Origin of the sequence: Paenibacillus sp. B-A-8, from assembly GCF_048572915.1 — a bacterium.
GTDB lineage: Bacteria > Bacillota > Bacilli > Paenibacillales > Paenibacillaceae > Paenibacillus_AQ.
Map to the genome: position 1 here is coordinate 3,524,958 of NZ_CP183882.1, position 22,559 is coordinate 3,547,516.

At 43.0% G+C, this 22,559-nt stretch carries 18 protein-coding genes; 16 read left to right on the forward strand and 2 right to left on the reverse strand.

Annotated elements, in window-relative coordinates:
* Positions 1–477: 477 nt before the first annotated feature.
* The 4 genes from ACN6MV_RS15550 (at position 478) to cydC (ending at position 6,480) form a co-directional block, all read left to right on the forward strand.
* The gene (locus tag ACN6MV_RS15550; protein ID WP_341112995.1) at positions 478–1,842 is read left to right on the forward strand and encodes a cytochrome ubiquinol oxidase subunit I; all 1,365 of its coding nucleotides are present in this window, start codon (positions 478–480) and stop codon (positions 1,840–1,842) included.
* Entirely contained in the window at positions 1,839–2,855 is a 1,017-nt protein-coding gene (locus ACN6MV_RS15555; protein ID WP_339286590.1) for a cytochrome d ubiquinol oxidase subunit II, read from the forward strand. Before ACN6MV_RS15550 ends, ACN6MV_RS15555 begins: the two co-directional genes overlap by 4 nt.
* A 68-nt stretch (positions 2,856–2,923) precedes the next feature.
* Positions 2,924–4,756: a thiol reductant ABC exporter subunit CydD gene (gene cydD / locus ACN6MV_RS15560; RefSeq protein WP_419884326.1), complete on the forward strand. Its 1,833-nt coding sequence runs from the start codon at positions 2,924–2,926 to the stop codon at positions 4,754–4,756.
* Positions 4,753–6,480, forward strand: a complete 1,728-nt coding sequence (cydC, locus tag ACN6MV_RS15565; RefSeq protein WP_419884328.1) for a thiol reductant ABC exporter subunit CydC — start codon at positions 4,753–4,755, stop codon at positions 6,478–6,480. Before cydD ends, cydC begins: the two co-directional genes overlap by 4 nt.
* A 69-nt stretch (positions 6,481–6,549) precedes the next feature.
* Here cydC and ACN6MV_RS15570 read toward each other — a convergent pair whose 3' ends face one another.
* Positions 6,550–7,077 (reverse strand): DUF1036 domain-containing protein, encoded by a 528-nt coding sequence (locus ACN6MV_RS15570; protein ID WP_419884329.1) that lies wholly within the window; start codon positions 7,075–7,077, stop codon positions 6,550–6,552.
* A gap of 323 nt (positions 7,078–7,400) precedes the next feature.
* On the opposite strand from ACN6MV_RS15570, the gene ACN6MV_RS15575 reads away from it, so the two are divergent.
* The 3 genes from ACN6MV_RS15575 to ACN6MV_RS15585 all read left to right on the forward strand — a co-directional run bounded on the left by ACN6MV_RS15575 (position 7,401) and on the right by ACN6MV_RS15585 (position 9,134).
* Positions 7,401–7,568, forward strand: coding sequence for a hypothetical protein (locus ACN6MV_RS15575; RefSeq protein ID WP_156114804.1), 168 nt, complete (start codon positions 7,401–7,403; stop codon positions 7,566–7,568).
* A gap of 62 nt (positions 7,569–7,630) precedes the next feature.
* Positions 7,631–8,224, forward strand: a complete 594-nt coding sequence (locus tag ACN6MV_RS15580) for an RNA polymerase sigma factor (protein ID WP_419884331.1) — start codon at positions 7,631–7,633, stop codon at positions 8,222–8,224.
* A gap of 85 nt (positions 8,225–8,309) precedes the next feature.
* Positions 8,310–9,134, forward strand: a complete 825-nt coding sequence (locus tag ACN6MV_RS15585) for a hypothetical protein (protein WP_042127906.1) — start codon at positions 8,310–8,312, stop codon at positions 9,132–9,134.
* A gap of 117 nt (positions 9,135–9,251) precedes the next feature.
* Here the strand turns inward: ACN6MV_RS15585 and ACN6MV_RS15590 are convergent, their stop codons facing one another.
* Positions 9,252–10,274: an MBL fold metallo-hydrolase gene (locus tag ACN6MV_RS15590; protein ID WP_419884333.1), complete on the reverse strand. Its 1,023-nt coding sequence runs from the start codon at positions 10,272–10,274 to the stop codon at positions 9,252–9,254.
* 144 nt (positions 10,275–10,418) lie between these two features.
* Here ACN6MV_RS15590 and ACN6MV_RS15595 point away from each other — a divergent pair, with 144 nt between their 5' ends.
* From ACN6MV_RS15595 to ACN6MV_RS15635, 9 genes are all read left to right on the forward strand, one after another.
* The gene (locus ACN6MV_RS15595; protein ID WP_231573767.1) at positions 10,419–10,586 is read left to right on the forward strand and encodes a hypothetical protein; all 168 of its coding nucleotides are present in this window, start codon (positions 10,419–10,421) and stop codon (positions 10,584–10,586) included.
* A gap of 92 nt (positions 10,587–10,678) precedes the next feature.
* Complete coding sequence (locus tag ACN6MV_RS15600; RefSeq protein ID WP_419884335.1) at positions 10,679–11,260, forward strand: TetR/AcrR family transcriptional regulator; 582 nt, start codon at positions 10,679–10,681, stop codon at positions 11,258–11,260.
* A 515-nt stretch (positions 11,261–11,775) separates the two neighbouring features.
* The gene (locus ACN6MV_RS15605; protein WP_419884337.1) at positions 11,776–12,723 is read left to right on the forward strand and encodes an ABC transporter permease; all 948 of its coding nucleotides are present in this window, start codon (positions 11,776–11,778) and stop codon (positions 12,721–12,723) included.
* Between the two features lie 13 nt (positions 12,724–12,736).
* Positions 12,737–13,606 (forward strand): carbohydrate ABC transporter permease, encoded by an 870-nt coding sequence (locus tag ACN6MV_RS15610; RefSeq protein ID WP_042127914.1) that lies wholly within the window; start codon positions 12,737–12,739, stop codon positions 13,604–13,606.
* Between the two features lie 66 nt (positions 13,607–13,672).
* Positions 13,673–15,259: an extracellular solute-binding protein gene (locus tag ACN6MV_RS15615; RefSeq protein ID WP_419884339.1), complete on the forward strand. Its 1,587-nt coding sequence runs from the start codon at positions 13,673–13,675 to the stop codon at positions 15,257–15,259.
* Positions 15,260–15,547: 288 nt separating this feature from the next.
* Positions 15,548–17,287, forward strand: a complete 1,740-nt coding sequence (locus ACN6MV_RS15620) for a histidine kinase (protein ID WP_419884341.1) — start codon at positions 15,548–15,550, stop codon at positions 17,285–17,287.
* Entirely contained in the window at positions 17,284–18,909 is a 1,626-nt protein-coding gene (locus ACN6MV_RS15625) for a response regulator (protein ID WP_419884342.1), read from the forward strand. Before ACN6MV_RS15620 ends, ACN6MV_RS15625 begins: the two co-directional genes overlap by 4 nt.
* 99 nt (positions 18,910–19,008) lie before the next feature.
* Complete coding sequence (locus tag ACN6MV_RS15630; protein WP_419884344.1) at positions 19,009–21,225, forward strand: FAD-dependent oxidoreductase; 2,217 nt, start codon at positions 19,009–19,011, stop codon at positions 21,223–21,225.
* A gap of 17 nt (positions 21,226–21,242) precedes the next feature.
* Entirely contained in the window at positions 21,243–22,451 is a 1,209-nt protein-coding gene (locus ACN6MV_RS15635) for a GDSL-type esterase/lipase family protein (protein WP_419884345.1), read from the forward strand.
* Positions 22,452–22,559 lie beyond the last annotated feature (108 nt).

The window sequence follows — 22,559 nt, forward strand, 5'->3', positions numbered from 1 at the left end:
AAAAGGGAGTATATATTACGGATTAGGATGAGAAAATATCGTTTTTCTCTAACATCAAATTAGGAGAAGACTTGTGACATCACATATATACTAATGAATCAATAGCTCCTTCGGGTGATTTTTGTGTTATTCACTGAGTTGTTAGAAAGATTTGTCCCTTTCTTGAACGTTTAAGGATTAAGAGTTTTCTGTGATTGAATTACTTGCATTTTAAGATAAGATGATTTTAATCATTAGGTCACATTATTAATTTGACTGCTCAGTATCAGGTAAATCAGGATCGCCAACTCTTGATTTGTGAAATTTTTCTCTTTTTACATATCAAAGAACGAGGAACGTCATACTAAAACGAATAGGCAACGATGTCACTGAGCCCGGTTAAACCTGATATTGAATGCAGCCCAAGAGTAAGCCGGCCTAATCATAAGCATCAACTTATCACGAAAAATGAACAGAGTTTGAAGGGAGAAGTAAAGAATGGCAATTGATACGGTGCTATGGAGCAGGCTGGTGACAGGCTTGACTCTCGGGTTCCACGTTATTTTTGCGACGATTGGCGTCGGTATACCGCTAATGATCGCTATAGCAGAGTTCATCGGGATCCGAAAGAAAGATCCCCATTATACACTTATGGCGAAGAGGTGGTCTCGCGGATTTGTCATTTCTGTAGCGGTTGGTGTCGTGACCGGTACAGCGATTTCACTACAACTGGCACTGGTGTGGCCGAATTTTATGAAACTGGCTGGGAATGTTATCGCTCTTCCGTTATTCATGGAAGTGTTTGCGTTCTTTTTTGAAGCCATCTTCTTGGGCATTTATTTATATACGTGGGATCGGTTCAAAAATCCGTATATTCATTGGCTGCTGACGATTCCTATTGTCGCTGGGGCAGGCATGTCTGCCGTCTTTATTACGACGGTGAACGGATTCATGAACCAGCCTGGAGGCTTTGTCATGGAAGCAGGCCAATTCACAGCGATTGACCCAGTGCAAGCGATGCTGAATACGGCGACGTTCTCCAAGGTGTTCCATGTATTAAGCTCGGCCTATTTGACAGGAGCTGCCTTGTTAGCCGGGATTGCAGCCTTTGCGATGCTGAGAAAAGGGGTATCCGCATACCACAAAAAATCCTTGAATCTCATGATGGCGGTTGTTTTACTGTTCGGCTTGCTGAACACGTTAGCTGGAGATGTGTCCGCCAAGTTTTTGGCCGAGCATCAGCCGGAGAAGCTTGCAGCGGCAGAGTGGCATTTTGAGACGGGTAGCGGTGTGGATTTGGTTTTAATGGGATGGCTGAATGCAGAGCATGAAGTTCTAGGGGCTCTTCATTTGCCGAAGGTGCTCAGCTTCCTGGCTTTTGGAGACTTTAATGCAGAGGTAACGGGGCTGGAGGAATTCCCCAAGGATGAATGGCCACCGCTTCTGGTTCATTACCTGTTTGATTTAATGGCCGGAATCGGATTTGCTCTGCTCGCGATAGCAGTCCTATATTTCCTGTTTGTGTTCTGGAAAAAGCGCAATGCGCTTAACAAGTGGATGCTTGGCATCATCGCACTGATCGCACCGCTCGCTTTTCTAGCTGTAGAGCTAGGTTGGTTTTATGCAGAGGTTGGGCGACAGCCGTGGATTATCCGTGGATATATGCGTGTAGAGGAGGCTGCCACGACTTCACCGAATGTAAGAATTATATTCTTCGCCTTATTGCTCTTGTACATCGTACTCGGCAGTATGTGTGTAATCGTGCTAAGACGCTTGTTCAACAATAACCCGGCAGAAGGTGAGATGGAGAAATGGATGAAGGAACATCCTAATCCATCTACGGAAAAGGGGGGCACTGAATGATGAGTTACGAAATAATTGGCATCTCGGTGCTCTGGCTGTTCTTGTACGGCTATTTAATTATAGCTTCCATTGATTTCGGTGCAGGATTCTTCGCCTTTTATGCTCGTTTGACTAAGCAGGATCATCTCATTAATCGTCTGATTTCCCGTTATTTATCACCCGTTTGGGAGATCACAAATGTATTTTTTATCTTTTTCTACATTGGCATCGTCGGATTTTTTCCGGATACAGCCTATTATTATGGCTCCGCGCTGCTAGTTCCGGGAAGTATTGCAGTGATTCTTCTTGCGATTCGCGGTTCGTTCTATGCTTTTGAAAATTATGGTTCCAAGAAAAACATAGTCTATCTTTTTTTGTACGGAGCTACAGGCCTGCTTATTCCGGCTTCGTTGTCAGTGGCGCTAACTTTGTCTGAAGGCGGCTTTATTGTGAAGCAGGCTGAGTCAGTTTCTCTGGATTACTGGGCGCTGTTTACCAATCCGTTATCGTGGAGCATCGTTGGACTGGCAATCGTGTCCGTTTTGTTCATAAGCGGCTCATTTCTGACTTTTTACGCATCTCGTGCAGAGGATCATTCCGCGTTGAAGCTGATGCGGAACTACGCCCTGTTTTGGAGCACACCGACGATAATTCTCGCACTGACAGCATTTATCTATTTGGGCCAACACAATGAACGGCATTTTCAAAATATGATGGATTTATGGTGGCTCTTGGCACTTTCCGTTGCTTTCTTCATGATCGCGATGTGGCTGTTATATAACGGACGCCGTTACGGATTAGCTTTCATATGCATCATGTTGCAATTTTTCTGTGCTTTTTTCGCGTATGGGATTGGGCAATACCCTTATATTCTTGATCCGTATATCACGATTCAGAGCAGTGCAACTTCACCAGCAATGGGCTTGGCGTTAGTTGTTGTATTTATCGGCGGTCTATGCCTGTTGATCCCATCCCTTATTCTGGTCTTCAAACTCTTCCTGTTTGATGCGGATTATGTAAAAGGGAAAAAATAAAGCTGATTAATCCATTACGGCATGTTTGAGGGTTCTCTACAAGCCTATATATAAAGGAGGTGTGATCTGTGAAGAGGAAATCCAGTCTGATTTCTCAGCAAATGTCTTCACAAAGGAAAAATATGACCCTCCTCGCGGTCATTTCGCTTGCTCTTGGTACAGCTATTGTGAGTCAGGCAGGGCTGCTTGCTGAAGCAGTCCAAAGGATTTTTGTGGAGAGAGCTTCATTTTCATCGGTTATCCTGTTGCTTGGCATACTTCTGGCTGTTATGGCTGTACGCACACTGTTGTCGTATGCAAACGGTAAAGTTGGTTTGCACATGGCTGCCACTGCCAAGACGAATATGCGAGCGGCTGTGCTGCAAAACTTGACCCACGCTTCCATGCCGTCAACCCTTCGTGGACAGACAGGAGGGAAGGTCAGTATTGCTCTGGATGCTGTGGATGAGGCTGATAGTTATTTCAGTCAGTACATGCCGCGGATGATGGAAGCTGCTATCATCCCGATTCTAATTTTGGTCGTTACTTTTATCCAACATGCTAACACAGGTTTCATTCTATTGTTTACAGCTCCATTCATCCCGCTGTTCATGATTTTGGTAGGGCTGAAAACGAAGAACAAATCTGAAGAAAAATATGCACAACTTGCTGAGTTTTCGGGGACGTTTCTGGATTCTCTTCAAGGGCTGGTGACGTTAAAAATATTTGGACGGGCACACCGTCAGCAACAGAAAATTGAACACAGTAGCCTGAGTTACCGTGATGCCACAATGGGCATTTTGAAGATTGCGTTTACGAACACCTTCATGCTGGAATCGATCGTGATGCTAAGCATCGGCATTGTAGCTCTCGAACTGGCTATCCAGTTGCTCGTTTTCAAATCTATGACGTTCCACACCGCTTTTTTCGTTTTGCTGCTCGTTCCCGAGTTTTACAACCTGTTAAAGAATACGGGAACGGCCTTTCACAGTGGCCGAACAAGTATGGGGGCAGTTCGTAAGGTGGAACAGATGCTTGAAGAAACGGCAGGGGAGAGCATGGACGCGAAAGGCAATGAAGGAACATTAACCTTCGAGGGAATCGACGAGAACGTCAACAAGGGTAGAGTCGACAAGATAAGCAAATTGGAGCTTGCCCATACCAATGATCTTTTAGTTCCTCCATCCATGGAAATTGACCATCTCAGGTTTCAGTATGCGCCAGATTCATTCGAGCTTAAGACGGGTCGGATCCTGTTTAATCCGGGAGAACACATTGCGATTGTAGGTAAAAGCGGTTCCGGCAAAACGACTTTGCTCCATCTCATCGCCGGTTTGCTGAAACCTGCAACGGGAACGGTTCTGGTGAATGGAAGCCCACTCTCACAATACGATGAGTCTTCTTGGTTCGAACATGTTAGCTACATTACACAGCATCCGTATATTTTTGCAGGTACATTTTCTGAAAATATTGCGATTGGTGCTCGTGAGAGCATTTCCAAGGCAGAGATTGAGATGGCGGGGGAGGAAGCAGGACTCGCTGCGCTTACAGCCCAATTGGAGCATGGGTTCGATACCTTTGTTGGCGAAGGAGGCAGGGGTTTGTCTGGTGGAGAGAAGCAACGGCTTGCCTTGGCACGTGCTTTTTTGAAGCGGCCTGCCATCATTCTGTTTGATGAACCTACAGTTGGACTGGATTTGCACACCGAACGGGTACTGCAACGCTCCATTGCCAAACTGGCAAAAACGGCTACGATGATTACGGTGGCTCACCGATTATATACAATTCAACAAGCCGACAAGATTTTATTTATGGATAATGGAGTGTTAGTGGACTCTGGACGGCATGACGAGCTTATGGAGCGCCTGCCTCAGTATGCCGAGATGGTTGATGTTCAGCGGAAAGGGGGAGTATCCTCATGAATGAGCTGGCTGTTCTGACAAAAGCGATGATTCAGGAGCGCAAGGATATCATTCTTTCCATTTTGTGTGGATTTATTGCCGGCATAGCCGGTGTGGCACTCTTTTCCGCGAGCGGGTATGTAATTTCACAAACGGTATTTGCGCCACCACTTTATACTTTGATTGTACTAACCTCGATGGTCAAACTGCTGGGTGTGCTCCGGGCGGCGAGCCGTTATGGAGAACGCTTGTACTCTCACCGGGCGACATTTTCCATGCTTAGCCGTTTACGTACTTCCTTTTTTGCCAAGCTTATTCCTTTAACGCCTGGTATTTTGAACAAGAATCGAAGCGGGGATCTGCTTGCGCGGATCGTTGGGGATGTGGAAAGTTTGCAAAACTATTTTTTGCGAGTTGCTTATCCTCCGATCATGGTCGTCATGGTATTTTTGGCTACGGTGCTGTTTACTTCTACCTTTTCGATCTGGATTGCCGTTTTGTTTGTACTAGGTATGCTGATAACGGCATTCGTTGTACCAGGAATTGTGTTACTCGGGCAGCGGAGAGTACATGGACGCGTTCGTGAGCAGAGGGCGCAGCTGTCCACGGAAGTTACCGAAGTGTTGTACGGTTTCCGGGATTTGAAAGTATACGGGCAATTGGCACAGCGGGAGGAGCAGCTTCAGCATGCTTCCGCTGTATTGGCAACTGAACAGCAACGAGCAGCCGGGCAATTACTGCGCGGGCAATCGATGCACACTTTTGTTACGTTTCTCGTTTCCTGGGGAGTGCTGACGCTCGGTGCCTATTTGATTATGGAAGGAGCGCTTGCAGGCGTATTTCTTGCCATGTTGGTCATGGCATCACAAACCGTATTTGAAGAAGCGACGGCTATGGCCACATTACCCGCCTATAAAGAGGATAGCGAACATGCAGCCAAACGACTGACCGAAACGGTACAAACCATAGATGAGCAGTCTTCGCAGCCAAGCGGCATTTTGTCAGTTAATGATGCTGTTAGGATAGAACTATCCGGGGTTACGTTTCAATATGAAGGGGAATGGAGACCGGCACTTAGGGATATGTCTCTGCACATTTTACCTGGCTCCAAAACTGCGATTGTCGGGCCGAGTGGGTCAGGAAAATCAACAATTATCGAATTGCTGCTCAAACTGCGAACACCAACGACTGGAGACATACGTTTAAACGATATTTCGATAAAAGAACTGGATGAGGCGAGCATTTGGAAAACGGCTAATGTGGTGTTTCAGCAAAGTCATTTCTTCCGGGGAACGATCCGGGACAACCTGCTGCTGAATGGAGAAGAACATGCTGACGAACAATTGTTGGACGTGCTGGCTAAAATGCAGCTGCCCGATACATCTTTGACTGATAGGGTGTATGAAAAAGGGGAGAATCTGTCAGACGGCGAGAAGCAGCGACTGGCTCTGGCGCGAGCGATGCTCCGCAAAGGACGGTTATGGTTTCTGGATGAACCAACTTCATCACTTGATTATGTGACTGAGCAACATGTTTTTAAGCATCTCTACGCACAGGCGGCTGATGATACGCTTCTCTTGATTTGTCATCGGCTTACCGGCTTGGAGGAGATGGACCAGATTGTGGTCATGGACCAAGGCAGGGTTGTCGAAACGGGTTCCTATTCGGAGTTGATGAGACAAAAAGGTTATTTTTATGAGATGAAAAAAATTGAACAGCAAATGATCGGAGAAGTTGGAGTGTAATGATTTGAAAAAGGAGAAACCGTCTTGGACTGAATAGGAAAGTCCAAGACGGTTTCTGCATTTTTTTGCCTAACGTTTCGAGATAGATTTTCTGCCAGCAGCAGGCCGTACAACTCGAAGACCTTTAATAGGAGAGGTACTCCGGCCAACATTCTTCTTTTTACCAGGAACTGCCGTGTTGACATTTAAAAACTTAGATTGACTTTGAATATTACTAGATACAATATTAACTGTATAATTTCTGAAGTTACCAATACTAATTTTTCTCAATCCTAGCCTTCTACAAAGCGGAGCATCACAGTAACCAGCGCCACCACAAAGTTTGAAAGCATTTTGCGGCAGAGTAAGATAGTTAACACCTGACCATACAAGACTCCTATCTGTAGATTCAGCATAGTAATATATCTCTCGATTGTTGACTGCCCCACTCAATACCTCTACCGTTTGACCTGGATTTATTGTGTACCAACCTACCGCTTCATACCAGCTGGGCCAAGGTATTAAGGGGATAGAGCCCTGATTACAGCTTGCAGAGGAGTAATATGCGAAGGCAACATATACGGTTAAACTCGTATTGTTACGAAAACTAAGTCCCATTGCATTCAGCTCCTTTCATGTTAATAGAATAAAGTATGCAGTTTAATAGAAGAAGGAAATGGACATCAAGAATACAATTTCAAATCGATTGGGCTGCTCATGAGTAAACTTACGATCTGGATTTATGAAGTTCTAGCACTACTTATTACAGTTTCATTTCACCAAACGTACCTAGATGAATATCTAAAACAAAAGACTGATTAATTCTCTTGCGGTGTCCAGAAAGCCATTTCATGGCTGTTTAGGGCACCTTTCTTTTTTTATATAAGATCTAAGTAAACACCAAAATCCGTTTTTCCTTTGAATCTACTGAAGAAAATGTGATGATACATAGTCATGATATTCTTAAGGTTTATGAAGATGATGAACGCATTTATGCTGTGCAGGGGCTCGCAGGCTTTATCTATGATGCGGCTATAACTGCCTATGAATTTTCACTTACAACAAAAGAAAAAATATTTAAAGTAAGTAACTATGGGCTTAATCCATGAACAATTGCTGTCACATTTTAGGTCGAGCTCTTCGTTGTATAGAGTGAAAGGGGGGAGACAGCTTGAATGATACGGAGTTAAGTCAGATCATTGCAGATGTGTTGGATGGGGACACAGAAAGGTACGAGAAAATCATGGAGGTTTATCAAAAACCGATTTTTCTCTACTGTTATCATATGCTGGGCAATTATGCCGAAGCCGAGGAAAACGCACAGGAGGTATTTTTGAAGACATTCCGTACCTTGAAAAAATATACCCCATATCAGATGGATTTTGGCGCATGGGTATACAAGATTGCCTACCATCAATGTATCGACATCATCCGTAAGCGAAAGTTGGTGAAATATTTGCCTTTCTTTTACCAGGACGAGAAAGAAAATAATGAAGTCGATTTGCATATTGAAGCCAACTATTTTGATGAATTCGTACATCAAGCCATGGAAAAATTATCAGCTGAAGAGCGTAATTTGTTAATCTTACGTTGTGTCGAGGATAAAAGCTACAAGGAGATCGGATTGATTCTGGGCAAAAACAGTGCCAGCCTTCGTAAAAAATACGAACGTGCATCTGCAAAATTTCGAAAGTATTATGCTCAAGTGAAGGGAGTGGGAGTGTATGAATATGGACAGGGATCGGGATTTGAAAAAACTGTTTGATGACCCGCGCATTCCCGACGCCGACTTGACAGGAAAAGTAATGAGAATATTACATGCTAAGCCACAAGAAAAGGAGAGGTTTTTTATGAAATATAAAGTTGCATTGACTGCGTGTGTAGGGATGATGTTAATGGCTTCCACAGGTTATGCGGCAGTTCAATATCATTCTTTGAAGAATAAAGATGGCAAAGTCGTATATGAAACTAAATCGACCAAAGATTACGTAAAAACAGAATCGAAAGATGAGACAGCGCGGTTCAGGGCATTTTATGAACTTAAGGATAAGGTGCTAAAGTACGGGGAGGCTGGGCTGTTCTATATGGTTGCCAATAACCCGAATCATGAAACAATTCTTGGAACGAAGGTGACTGTCTTCCAAGATCTTTCTCAATTACGCGAAAAGATTACGGATAAATCCATTAAGATCGCAGACAAAGTCAATGGAAATTATACATTCCAAAAGGCGGACGTAATCTTTAAAAATGCTCAGGAAGTGAATCCTCCTTCTTCGGAAGAAAAAAAGAAAATGGCAGAAAAGCTGAGAAAGCAGGCGGAAGAATCCAATCAGGGATATGCCATGATGCCGGTTGAAATGACAGATCAGTTTTTCCTTCTCTTTGCTACGTATCAAAACGGCGAAGATAAAATCGGGGTTGATATCACTAATCTGAGCGGAAAGAGCGATTCTACAATGTATATTGACGAGAACGTTGAATTTAAGCAGGAGAAGGTTCAAGTGAAGGGAGTAGAAATGCTGCATACAGAATTTACTCCTTCGCAGACGCACGAGCTGAAATGGGTATACGAGAGTCCAGACAAAAAGGTGAAATACGCCTATACTTTACGTGGAGACATAAATAAAGTAAGCAAAGAAACCCTAATGAAACTTGCCGAAGGCTATTTGGAATAATAATTATCGTTTCAAAGCACCGATTTTAATTCCGTGGAACAATTCAAAAGAACGGCCGCTGTTCACATCGTTTGCGACAGGGCCGTTTTTTTGTTTTTCATAGTTAGCTGTAAATTGCTATTCTTGCCAAACTCTCATAGGGTCCCATGGCTTGATCTGATTGCTATATTTCACAGCCAAAAAATCTTTCATGTCTTCCAGCTTAGCAGGCACCTCGTTCCAAACTGGAAGGGGTGGTAACCCACGTTTACTTTTCAATAGGATATCCACTGTAACATACAAGCGTTCTGGCTGAATCCAATGAAGGAAGCGGGAAATATCAATTTGCTTGGTCAGGGACAAGGAATCAATTTCGTCATTGTAATGCTTGTTGAACTCGCTGATCAGGTTCAGGAGGTAGTCTCTCTGCTCCTTCACGAATTCTAGGCCACAAATGGCGCCATGTCCTGGAACAACGATTTCGGGTTTAATTTCATCAATAATGCGATCAAGCACTTTAACCCAATTGAGGGTTCCCTCTTCGCTGTATGCCGTACAACCGTTAAACACGACATCGCCAGCGAACAGCACTTTTTCTTTTGGCATCCATAACAGCAAGTCACTGTCAGAGTGGGCTGGAGCTACGTTGTAAATCATAACTTCCGTATCGTCAAGACGGATGTTGATATCGTCCTTTATCTCAATATTCGGGAGCACCCATTCAACGCCTTCCAGGTCAAATCCTTCAAATTCCGCTGCAAAAAACCGCTCGCCTGGAGTCGATTCTGTAGAATCCTTTCCTCTTCTGATGACGCTGTCCATCCAGGTGATATTTTCATTGAGACGCTCTCTGGAGGCTTCCTTGTGCATAATAATGCAAGCATCTTCAAACACTTTGTTTCCCCAGGCATGGTCGCTGTTATAGTGCGAGTTCACCACATATGCGGGAGAGCGGCCGTTGCTTACTTCCATAAAAGCCTCTCTCATTTCCCGGGCATGGAACAAATCGAAGAACGTGTCATACACCAGCCCATCACCCTTGTTGATGAACCCGGCATTGGCCCAACTGATCCCTCGATACGGCGAAATACCAGCAAATACGCCATCTGCGACTTCAAAAAATTTAACGCGAGGTTTTTGGATAATACGTCCATACTTCATAAAAATTCTCCTTTATGTATATGTTTTTAGGATAAGGCATACTGACTAAGTCATTATTATAGAGAATGAAAACAATAAATGCAAGCGAGTACTTGCTTGCATTTATTGTTTGCGATATGATAGTAAAAGGGCACGATTATAGGAATGGGGACGGTACCGAATTGCTGCGCAATCGAGACCGAACAATGGCTGTTGCCCTCTGACCGAATCCAGATTACATTTGATAAATTAGGCACGCTCACGCAATTGGTGCCTGATCATGTCAAGATTACGGAACCAAGCCGCTGGGAAAAAAGAAGCGATTTATCTTAAATAAACGTTTATCAAAATGATAAACTCCGACTCTGCTTCATCTGCAGAACTTGTAGTAGAATAGGGTTAACATATGCAAAAGGAGAAATACAATGCAAACTTCAGACAGAATCATTGAAGCCGCGACACGGCTCATCAAAAAGAATGGCTATCGGGGAGTTAGCACCAAAGCCATTGCAACGGAAGCTAAAGTCAATGAATCTACGATTTTCCGGCAATTTGGAAGTAAGCAAGGCATATTGGAAGCCATCATTGAAAGACATTCGGATATTCCGCAATTTGAGAAGCTGTTAAAAGAGGACGCGACCGATAATCCGGAAGTCGATCTGTTGAATATAAGTCAGCAGTACCGTTTGTTTTTTCATAAAAATGCGGACATCATTTTGATTGGCATCCGCGACAAAGGAATGCTTCCCGAATTAGACAGAGTTCTCGCCGATCCGCCGGCGAAGCTTCACTCCTTGCTGGTTGAATATTTTGAACGCTTGCAGAAGAAAAAAGTTATCGCCAAACAGGATGAGCGTCTTGTCGCAATGTCTTTTCTCTCGATGTGCTACGGATTTCAGATGAGCGAGCTGATTCACCGGCAATATCAATCCCAATTTGTCACCGAGGAAGAGTTCTACAACCATAGTGTCTCATTGTTTGTTAAAGGAATTTCAGCTCAGCCATAAGCATTATTAATTTTTATATTGAGAAGTCTAAACTTACGTGAACAGACTGAGTCTGGAAACACGGTGTTACAATCCATTCATCAAATGGAAGAGCATGCAGCGACGGTTGATGATGTGATGCATATTAAGCATGGAACAAACGTTGCAGATGGAACATTGGAGAAGTAAAAGGTAATCCTTCCACGCTGGAGGATGCCTTTTTTGCTCATGGATGTAGTTTTTAGTAATGGAAAATAAAATACGTGGATGCATTATAAAAACATGACTCATTAAATTAAGCCCTATTTTTTCTAGGGCTTTTTTTGTTTGGGACCTCAGGATTGTATTTGGTCTATACTCAAACTTTCGAGTCAGAGTTATTGTACAGCTTTAAATCAAGACAATCATGCCTATTAGATTGGAATTATCCAAGGCTGCACTTACTTAAAATCTTATAAGAAATTCTTGAAATCACAGAAATTTATCCGGGTAGTGGGATGCTATTATACAAATATAAATAAAGACGAGGTGATGATATGCAAGCTAAATTGGCAGCGGACGCCATTCCCCTCACCAAAAAGCGAAATTCATGGATAAGAACGATAAAAAAGTATAAAGTGATGTACGCTCTCTTGTTCCCGGCATTACTTTACTTTGCCGTTTTCAAATACATTCCTATGGCGGGAATCATTATTGCTTTTAAAAACTATAACCTAGCATTGGGACTATGGGATAGTCCGTGGGTGGGATTTAGAAATTTTACAGATTTTATGAACGGCGTTTATTTCTGGGACATCATGAGAAATACGATAATCATATCGCTGTATAAGCTATTGTTCGGGTTCTCAGCTCCTATCATACTTGCTTTGCTGCTTAATGAAGTTTATACCCAATGGTTTAAGAAAATCGTACAAACGATCACTTATTTACCCCACTTTCTATCATGGGTCATTGTTTATGGAATGATGGTGGCATTATTAGCCCCAGGCGATGGTCTTTTTAACATGATTTTGAAGGAAACCGGAGTTGAACCAATCTCATTCCTAACGGAACCTGCCTGGGGCAGACTGCTGATCATCTTATCTGAAATATGGAAGGATATTGGATGGGGAGCAATATTGTACCTTGCAGCATTAGCAGGAATCGATCCAAGCTTATATGAAGCGGCTAGAATTGATGGCGCTTCCAAATGGAGACAGCTATGGCATGTAACACTTCCCGGCATTCGAGGCGTGATGATTTTGATGCTGATCCTTAAATTAAGCCATATTCTGGATGCAGGTTTTGACCAAATATTCATGTTTGCCAACAGCTTTAATCAGGAGAAGATCGACATTATCGACACATGGGTATACCGTGAAGGGCTCGAGCGACTTAAGATTGGCTTGGCTACTGCTGTGGGATTGTTTAAAGCGGTCATCGGATTTGTTTTAGTGTTGGCAGCGAATAAGCTCGCCAAAAAATTCGATGGGCAAATTTGGTGAGGTGGTTATCAATATGATTAATTTGACAATCGGAGAAAAGGTCTGGCAAGCAGTCGTTTATTTTATTCTTATTTTGCTAGCTCTACTTTGCTTACTACCTTTTCTATATGTGGTTGCTGTTTCAGTGACGCCAGAATCGGAAGTGTTAAGAAGAGGAATTGTTATTATACCAGAATCCTTTACCTTTCTTGCCTACAAAGAAGTATTCATTTCTCATGGTATCGGGCAGGCGTATAAAATTACATTGTTTCGAACGATAGTAGGCACTGCTCTCAATGTGTTCTTTACGGTAATAGCGGCATATCCGTTATCCAAAAAATATTTGCCGGGTCGAAGCCCATTTTTACTATTCATTGTCTTTACCATGATGTTTGGGGGAGGATTAATTCCGACTTATTTACTAGTCCGCTCACTGGGATTGCTAAACAGTCCGTGGGTATTGATTATTCCAAATCTCATTAGTGCATTTAATCTGGTGATCATTAAAGGCTTTTTCGAGCAATTGCCTTCTGAAATCGAGGAATCAGCGAGGGTAGACGGTGCAAGTGAGCTTCAGTCGTTATGGCGGATCATTTTACCCCTGTCCTTGCCCGTCCTTTCCACAATTTCCTTATTTTACGCAGTCGGGCATTGGAATAGTTATTTCGATGCTATTGTTTATATCAATGATTCCAACTTAATGCCGCTTCAAGTGATCTTGCGCAACATCCTGCTTAACGTCGCAACACAAAGTGCTGATTCGCTTGCCAATACCGGAGCTGTTAGTACGTTCGCTATACAAATGGCAGCAGTTGTCGTGACTACTGTTCCGATTTTGATTGTTTACCCATTTATGCAAAAGCATTTTACCAAAGGTGTACTCTTGGGATCGGTTAAAGGTTAACAAGACATTCCAACCTAAGTTGTTACGGGGAAACCGTGATAATATAGAAGCAAAGGAGAGGTCATTATGCAACGTAAAGCGATTACATTTGCTATTCTGGCAGCAATGGTCGGTGTGGGAACGGTATTGTCAGGATGTGGGGACAAAAAAGAGGTTGCATCGTCAGCTACGGGTAATTCACAAGGCCAGTCTAGTCCTTTTGAAACCAAATTGAAAATTTCGATGTTTAACCAAGGCACTTTCAATGCTGCCGCTCCGATTCCTCCCCGTGAAGAAGATATCCAACGCCAATTGTTGGAGAAAGCAGTAAATATCAACTTGGAAATGATGATTCCTCAATCAGGTCAAGCAACGACTAAATTAAATACGCTCATAGCCGGAGGAGATATTCCAGATTTGATCTTCTTGAAGAGCCGGGCTGATCTTGCGCAATATTATGACCAAGGCGTTCTTGCGGATTTGACACCGTATCTGGATCAATTTCCTGAATTACAGAAACGTTTTAGCAACGACTCCTGGGAGGCGATGTCCTATCAAGGAAAAACCATTGGGGTTCCAGGTTATGATAATGTAAATGGTATCAGTCGAAGCTTCTTCATTCGCAATGACTGGCTGAAAAATCTGAATATGGAAGTGCCAACCACACCTGACGAGTTATTCGAAGTTATGAAAGCCTTTACAGAGAAAGACCCGGACGGTAATGGCAAAAACGATACTTACGGATTCATAGGCGGCATGAATAAAGAAGGCAATCTGCAAACCTACGGCTTCGATAGTTTGATGTGGATGTTTGGCGTCAATCCTCCATCAGCCATTGATGTGAAAGACAATGAACCGGTGTTCCTGTATACTGACCCAAAAATGAAAGAGGCTCTTGCTTATATCAATAAAATGATGGAAGCCAAAATTGTAGATCCAGACTGGGTGACAATGAATACTCCCGATTTGTTGGACCAAAAGTTATTTAAGGGTAAAGTTGGCTTCATGATAAGAGATGCACGCAGGCTGGAACCGGATTATCAGCAGAAAATGAAAGAAATCAGTGGAGAGGTGCCGGAATGGATCGTCATTCCTCCAATGATAGGTCCTTATGGTGATCAAATTGTTGAAAGAAAATCGTTCCAAGGCAATTCATGGGCGATATCCAAGAAAGCGGATAAGGACAAAATCATTCGGATCTTGTCCATGCTGAATTATCTCTTTACGGACAAAGAAGCATATCCGAATTTTGCATACGGAATTAAAGGAATTCATTGGGATTTAGTGGACGGCAAGATCAAGAATAAAACCTCCGAAATATCAAAGGAAATGAAAGAAAAGTACCTATGGGTTGACCATTATAGAATGCCGCGTCGTGGTGATGATGCTGAGTACTTCAGCTTCCAGAATCCTAAGACGGCAGAAGCTTTTGAGAATAATCAGAAATACGTGGCGCCTACTTTGCCCGGGAATTTATTGACTGAAGACCCGAACGATACATTGGCAGCTGACCGCCAACGTTTCATTAATGAAAGTTTGGTCAAATTTATGACAGGAAAAGATCCTCTTTCTAACTGGGAGAATTTCCTCAATACGTTGGATACCAAGTTTGACATGCAGAAATATAAGGACACAGTAATCAAACAATTTAAAGAAGCGGGCTTAATCAAGTAAATCAAGTAGAAACGGCTTCGGCGTCCTTTTAAAGGACGGTACCGTTTCAGCGAGAAAGATAAGGAACATTTATGCGCGAAGCATATAAATTCTTAACTTTTAAACAAAGAGAGTGGCTATAAATAGCCCCTCTCTTTATTGAAATATATGAGAGTGTAAGCTTTACTTTATACTTTCTCCTTCTATTTTTCGAAGAAACGCTTATCGTTCTTAAAAAGGACGCCGAAGGCGTTTCTTCTTATCATATGCTATTATTTGTTTAATACAGATTTAAAAGGAAGATGATAGATGCGAAGAAGAATCAGCTTGCCTTTAAAATTATTTTTTATCGTTTTTGCATTTGTATTAAGCTGCATAATCTTGATAAGTCAATTGTCTTATCACTATGTCCAAAAGGAAATAAGAAAAACTGACATTTATTACACTAACCAAATACTAGACAAGGTAGATCAGTATTTCACAGTTAATTTTTCCTCCTTTCAGACGATCTTGTTCTCGGTCGAAACATCGGTGAAAGCCAACATTGACAATACAGAAGTGATTAAAAAGCAATTAAGAGAGCTGTATGAACTCAATAGTAATTACGTCAGTAATATTTATTTGATCAAAAGCGATTTATCCATTCTAGGCGGGAGCACACCTACCCGAATATTCGATGAACCTTTAGCTGAAAGAGAACCTTTGTTTAATGCGGCTGACAAGAATAGAAGGACTACATTTGTCAGTGATCCTTACAAATCTAAATATTCCGGCTGGACAGTTACGATGGTTCGATATCTGAACAGTGCTCCGTTTCCTATGGCCATTGCTGTAGATTTGGATCTAAATGCCATTGAAGAAACCTTGTTCAAGATTAATAAAAAAGAACAAATGGATTTGGCTCTAATCACCGCATCGGGAAAAATCATTGCCGGATTTTCGGAAAATAAAGGACCCATGAATATTCAAGATCATACTTTTTCAATCGGTGAAACGTCAGCGGAACAAATTCTGGATACTACAGAAACAAGCCTTCAACTACATACCAAGGATGGTATTCCAGTCTCCCTTCTGAAAAAAACCACTGAGAAATTCAACTGGACCATCATCTCGATCAACGATGAATCACGCTTGAAAGCTGCTTTGTCCAGATTGGAAACCTATTATATCGGGCTTCTAGCTGCAGGTCTTCTCTTAAGTCTGTTCATTTCCTTTTTTATTGCTAAATATATAAGGACCCCTCTCTATGCGCTCAAAACAAAAATGAAGCGGGTGGAGCAAGGCCTCCTCACAACTACAATATCGATTAACCGAAACGATGAGTTTGGAGATCTCTCCCGAGCATTCGATCGTATGCTGCATCAAATTGTGGAACTGATACGGGGAGCAGAGCTACATAATGAACTTGAGCGGAAGCTTGAAATCCAAGTGCTTCAGTCTCAAATAAACCCTCATTTTCTGTATAATACGCTTGGTTCTATCAGCAATGTCATACGACTTGGACAAATAGAGAAAGTAGATGTGGTGATCGAGTCTCTCATTTCAATATTGGAATATGGGATAGCTGATGCTTCGGAGAAGGTATCACTACGTCAGGAATTGCAAAATGTATCGGACTATATCGCAATCCAGAACATCCGTTATAACAGGAACTTCCACTTGATTGAAAATATCGAAGCAGATTTAATAGATTTCCCAGTTTTTCGAATGCTGCTGCAGCCCCTTGTGGAGAATAGTATCTTCCATGGTTATAACGGAGGGGGGATCGAAGGCCCTATTACTATTCATGCGTACAAGGAGGGCGGCATCGTCATCATAGAAGTAGTGGATCAAGGCGAGGGAATTCCAACTGATAAAATAAAGCATATTTTGATATCAGAACCGAGTGAAGTGGAAGTGAAAAGGAAAAGAATCGGGTTAAATAATATTCATGACCGAATCAGACTTCACTACGGTGAACAGTTCGGGCTCCAAATCATAAGCATACCTAAGGAAATAACCCGTGTTCAAGCCTTATTCCCAGCAGGCTCGTTTAAAGGAGATGCATGATGGTGAGAGACTACACCTGCTTCATTGTTGACGACGAAGATCTAATCATTCAGAGATTGGAATTGTTTTTTAACGAACTCTCCCATAGGGATAAGCGATTTCATTTAGTGGGAAAAGCGAATAATGGGCTGAAGGGGACAGAGGAGATAGAGAAGCTTAAGCCGGATATCGTGATATCTGATATCGTTATGCCGCGAATGGATGGAATTTCCATGATTGAGCAGCTAAAACCAAAGCTTCCCCATACCCAATACATTCTTTTGACCGCCTATTCATCCTTTGAATACGCCCAGAGAGCGATTCAAACCAACGTATTGGAGTACATTGTTAAGGTTCCGCTCAGGGAAGCAGATTTAGATCGCGCTTTAGATAAGGCAGCCGGGATTTTAAATGAGGTTAAGAAAAAAGAAGCGGAATTTCAATCGTTAAACGTATCCGTACTTGAAAATAAATATAGAGTCCGCAAGCAATTTTTTAACGAGCTTATCAGAGGCGAAATTCCTTCTCATCGGGCATCGGATTTTGCCAATCGCATGCAATTCCATTTCTTTGAAGCGAACTACTGCTGCTTCATTGTTGAAATGAATCTGTATGAAAGTTTCCGAAACGATTATTCAGCGTCTGATCAAAACATCTTGAAATATGCGATTACGAATATAATCGAAGAAACTGTGGTGAACGGTGGCAGAGGTGTAGCTGCGGATCTATCCGATAATCGTTTTATTGGCTTTCTTTCCTGGGAAAATAATCGCAGCGATATGGACACGGAATTTGCTTGCCATTCATTGGGCAGTCAGATTGTTTCCCATTTACATCAATATTTGAATCAAAGGGTATCCGTAGCTTTTGGAGGTCCGCACCGAGGGTGGGAATCCATCAAACAAGCTTATATGGAAGCTAATAACGTGAGTGAGGATTTCTACTATCATGAAGAGAAAGTAGTCAAAACACCCATGCATCGGTTCCATTACCGTAATGACAAAAAGGAGGACTTTCAACTGAAACTGGCTGATTTTCTCACATGGTTACAAAGGAAAGCTTCCAAGGAAGCGCTGGAGAAAGAACTCTCTGCTTTAAAACAATTTGTGATGGATTATAAAATTCATAAGTCCATCATTGCACCTATGCTTCAAGGCTTGTACAGAGACATAACTGCGAAATTTAAATCGGGGAACTCGTTGACCACGGATGCATCAGAGTTTCCCCTAAAATTCATGACATTTCGGGAGCAACTTGCCTATATTGGCGACTTCACATTCGAATATGTACACGCTGGCCAACTTTTACATCGTATAGAAATCATGAGTGCTATGCGGTTTATAGAGAAAAATCTGAAACAGAGATTAACGCTCGAGGCGATTGCGGAGGAAGTGAATTTAGCTCCATCGTATTTTAGCAGCTTATTCAAAAAAACAATGAATGAGGGCGTTATCAGCTACATCAACCGCAAAAAAATTCACTTAGCTCTCGAGCTATTAAATGTTCAGGATTATTCTTTATTGGAATTGTGCGAGGAAGTAGGAATTGTGAATGAAGGTTATTTTTGCAAATTATTTAAAGAATATACGGGTGATACGCCTAAGCAATATCGGATAAAAATGACACGGTATGAATCCAAATAAGGTTGCAAAAAATGTATAAATTTCTCGCGAAATCATGTAAAAAAAAGGGCATCAAAAGGCTTACCATGATAGAAGGATCTAATCATGGAGGTTATCAAAATGGAGCTTATTAAAGCAGATGTAACCGTCGTAGGCGGAGGTATTGCTGGGATATGCGCTGCCATTGCTGCCGCACGCGAAGGGCTGCAGGTTTCACTTATTAATGATCGGCCGGTTCTTGGAGGAAATGCGAGCAGCGAGGTCCGGGTTCATATCAACGGGTCAGCATATCTCGGAAACAGTCCATCCTATTATGCACGCGAGGGCGGATTGGTGGAAGAACTCAAGTTGAAGATTTTTCACTATAATCCGTTATACAACAAGAAGCTTATGCTTTCGCTTTCGGATACCGTCTTGTTGGATATGGTTTATGCTGAGCCTAACATTTCTCTATTTCTGAATACATGCGTGCATGAAACGGGCATGGAGAACGGCAGAATTAAATGGGTGGAGGGCCTTCAATTGGCTTCCGAAAGAAAATTTCGTTTCGAAAGCCGAACCTACATCGATTGCTCCGGAGATGGAGTTGTCGGATATCAAGCTGGCGCTCTCTTCCGCTGGGGTAGAGAAGCCAAGCATGAATACAAGGAAGAATTGGCTCCTGAAGTGGCGGACCATTACACCATGGGCGATACGATCCTGTTTCAAGCCCGTGACGTAGAATATTCCGTTCCATTCAAAAGGCCTGGCTTTGCGTATGATATTACGAAGTTGGCTTTTTTCGATAGTATCAGAAAAGGCTTAAACCATCGGGCTTTACCAAGAAAAATCAATGGGCTTGGCGGATTGTGGTGGCTGGAATATGGTGGACATATGGATATTATCAAGAATAATGAAGACATCGCATTGGAACTGCGGAAATTGGTGTACGGGATTTGGGATTATATCAAAAATAGCGGCGAATTTGATGATGTAGACAATCTCATCTTGGATTATGTATGCCCGATTCCTGGAAAGCGGGAGTCGAGGCGGTTCATAGGGGACCACATGTTGTCTCAGAACGATCTTACAGCAAAGCCGCATTTCGAAGATGCTGTATCCGTCGGTGGATGGTATATGGATTTGCATGCGAATAAGGGCATCTACGATGAGGGGCCAGCTACAGCATGGAATTTCGTGCCAGGATTGTACAATATCCCTTTCCGTAGTTTATATTCACGAAATATTCCTAATCTCATGTTCGCTGGTCGCAACATAAGTGCTACCCATGTGGCTTTCGGATCTACTAGGGTAATGGCAACCTGCGGTTGTATGGGGCAGGCGGTTGGAACGGCTGCTTCGTTATGCTTGAAGTATGAGATAGACCCCGCGGCCATAGTCGAATCTCATATGGAGGAGCTGCAGGCGCTGCTGCTTCGAGATGGCCAAACGATTGTAGGGCTTCAAGAGGAATTGAATCCTTACTTCGCTGACGGATTAACTATTCGTGCCTCGTCTCAGCGCAGCTATGATAATCTTCATCCAACTGAAGAGATTTCCTTGGAGAAAGGGTTATGTTTGGTCTTGCCGATTCAGACATCCGTGGCTGAAAGTGTACGGATCAAAATTAAAAATAGGTCCGAGCATTATGAAACTTTGCATGTAAAGCTGTTTGGCGGGGAACGGAAGGAAAACTACATTCCCACCAGCGAGTTGAAAGATTACCGCTTGGTTATTGCAGCCGGTCATGACGACTGGATTACGCTAAACTTGGGCTGCGAGAAACCGGCTGATGACAAAATCTACATCGTATTGGAAGGTACGGCGAGCCTTGCCGTCTACGGCAATGAAGAAAAAATAACAGGAGCGGTCAGCTTCCATTATAGGCCGGAAGAGCCATCCAGGCTGAAGAAATTCAATAAGAGCATTTGCTTCAAGGATCTGTTACCGTCCCAGAGTATGTATAATCCCGAGAATGTCGTCAACGGCTTCTCCAGACCTTATGGTCTACCGAACGCTTGGATTTCTGAACGTACGGAAGAACAGGAATGGTTGGAATTCTGTTTTGCAAGCCCCAAAAATGTAGACGAAATCCATCTTGTTTTCAATTCACAGTTGGATTTGGAGCATTTCAACGACCCGATCGAGTCCCTTATCCAAGATTATGATATGACCTTGACCTTAGAAGACGGAAGCGAGAGGACAATCATAACTCGTGGGAATTATCTCACGTTGAATAAACATAAGGTGGATGCGAAACGTGTAACCCGAATCCGGATTAATTTCTGCGCAACGTATGGTTCGCCTTATTTTGAAGTGTTTGCTGTAAAATTGTTTGCTCCTAAAATTGATAAATGAGGTCAGGTGAAGTCACGATGAAGGAATTATTCCCTCGTAATGGGCTCCCCAATATAATTCAGAAATTGGAAAATGGGGATACCGTAACAATCGTCTATTTCGGCGGCAGTAATACCCGTTCTGAAGGCTACAGGGTTATGACAGCGGATTGGCTTCGCGAGAAATATCCTAAGGCGGATATCCGCTCTGTGAATGCAGGCATTAATGGGACAGGATCGGATTTGGGCTGTGCCCGTTTGGAGACAGATGTACTGCGTCATCGGCCTGATCTAGTATTTGTTGAATTTGTCGGTAACGATGGCGGAGATCCCGAATCCAAGGCGCGGATCGAAGGGATTGTCCGTCAGATCCGCAAGCGGAGCCGGTTTACCGATATCCTGTTCGTTTATACGCTGAAGGAGCGGGATGTGGCCTTATTTCAGTCTGGGGAATACCAGAAGGGGGCTCTAATGCAAGAGGAAGTGGCCGACTATTATGGTATTCCTTCGATTCATCTCGGCGTAGCGGTCAGTCACTTGGTGTCGGAGGGAAAACTCGTTTTCACCTCAAGGGAAGACGTGTCCATTTCTGGAGCCGTTGTTTTTACACATGATTCAATCCATCCGACTATTCCCGAAGGCCACCAGATTTACACGGATACGATCACCCGGTCATTTGAGGCCATTATCGAACTCAGAGTTCATCAGGGAAGGTTAGTACATCACTTACCTCAGAATCCGTTGGTTCCGGCTAATCCTTGGGAGTATGCGACCATGCTGTCACTGGATAGTCTTACTACTTTTTCCGCAGGATGGTCTTACATGACGCCCGATGATTCTGCTTTAGTGCGCGAGTACAATTGGTTGTTCCCCGGCCTATGGCGAGCAGTCGATCCTGGAGAGGCTATCACGGTGCAGTTCGAGGGCACCCATATCGGGTTATTCGATATCGGGGGGCCTGATTCTGGCAGATTGAAGGTGTCGGTGGATGGTGGGGAACCCTTTATTATCGATCGATTCACACTACACAACGATCATAATCGAAATCAGTATGTATTCTTGCCGGAGCTCCCGAATGGAAAACATACGGTTCGCTTTGAAATCGATACCGAGAAGACAGACAAAGCGACCGTGTTTGAAGCATGCGGCAATGAAAGAAGTAGAGAGGACGTTAGGCAGCATCCAGATTGGTATGATCAAACGGTGATTCAGCTTGGGAAGTTGTTATTAGTGCAGCCGCCATTATAATTAATCATTACGCTTTGTACAATTGATAGACCTACATCATAACTGACTGCAGTTGAGCGGGCAGTTATGATGTAGGTCTCTTTTTTAAAGGACGACAAAGTCGTTTCT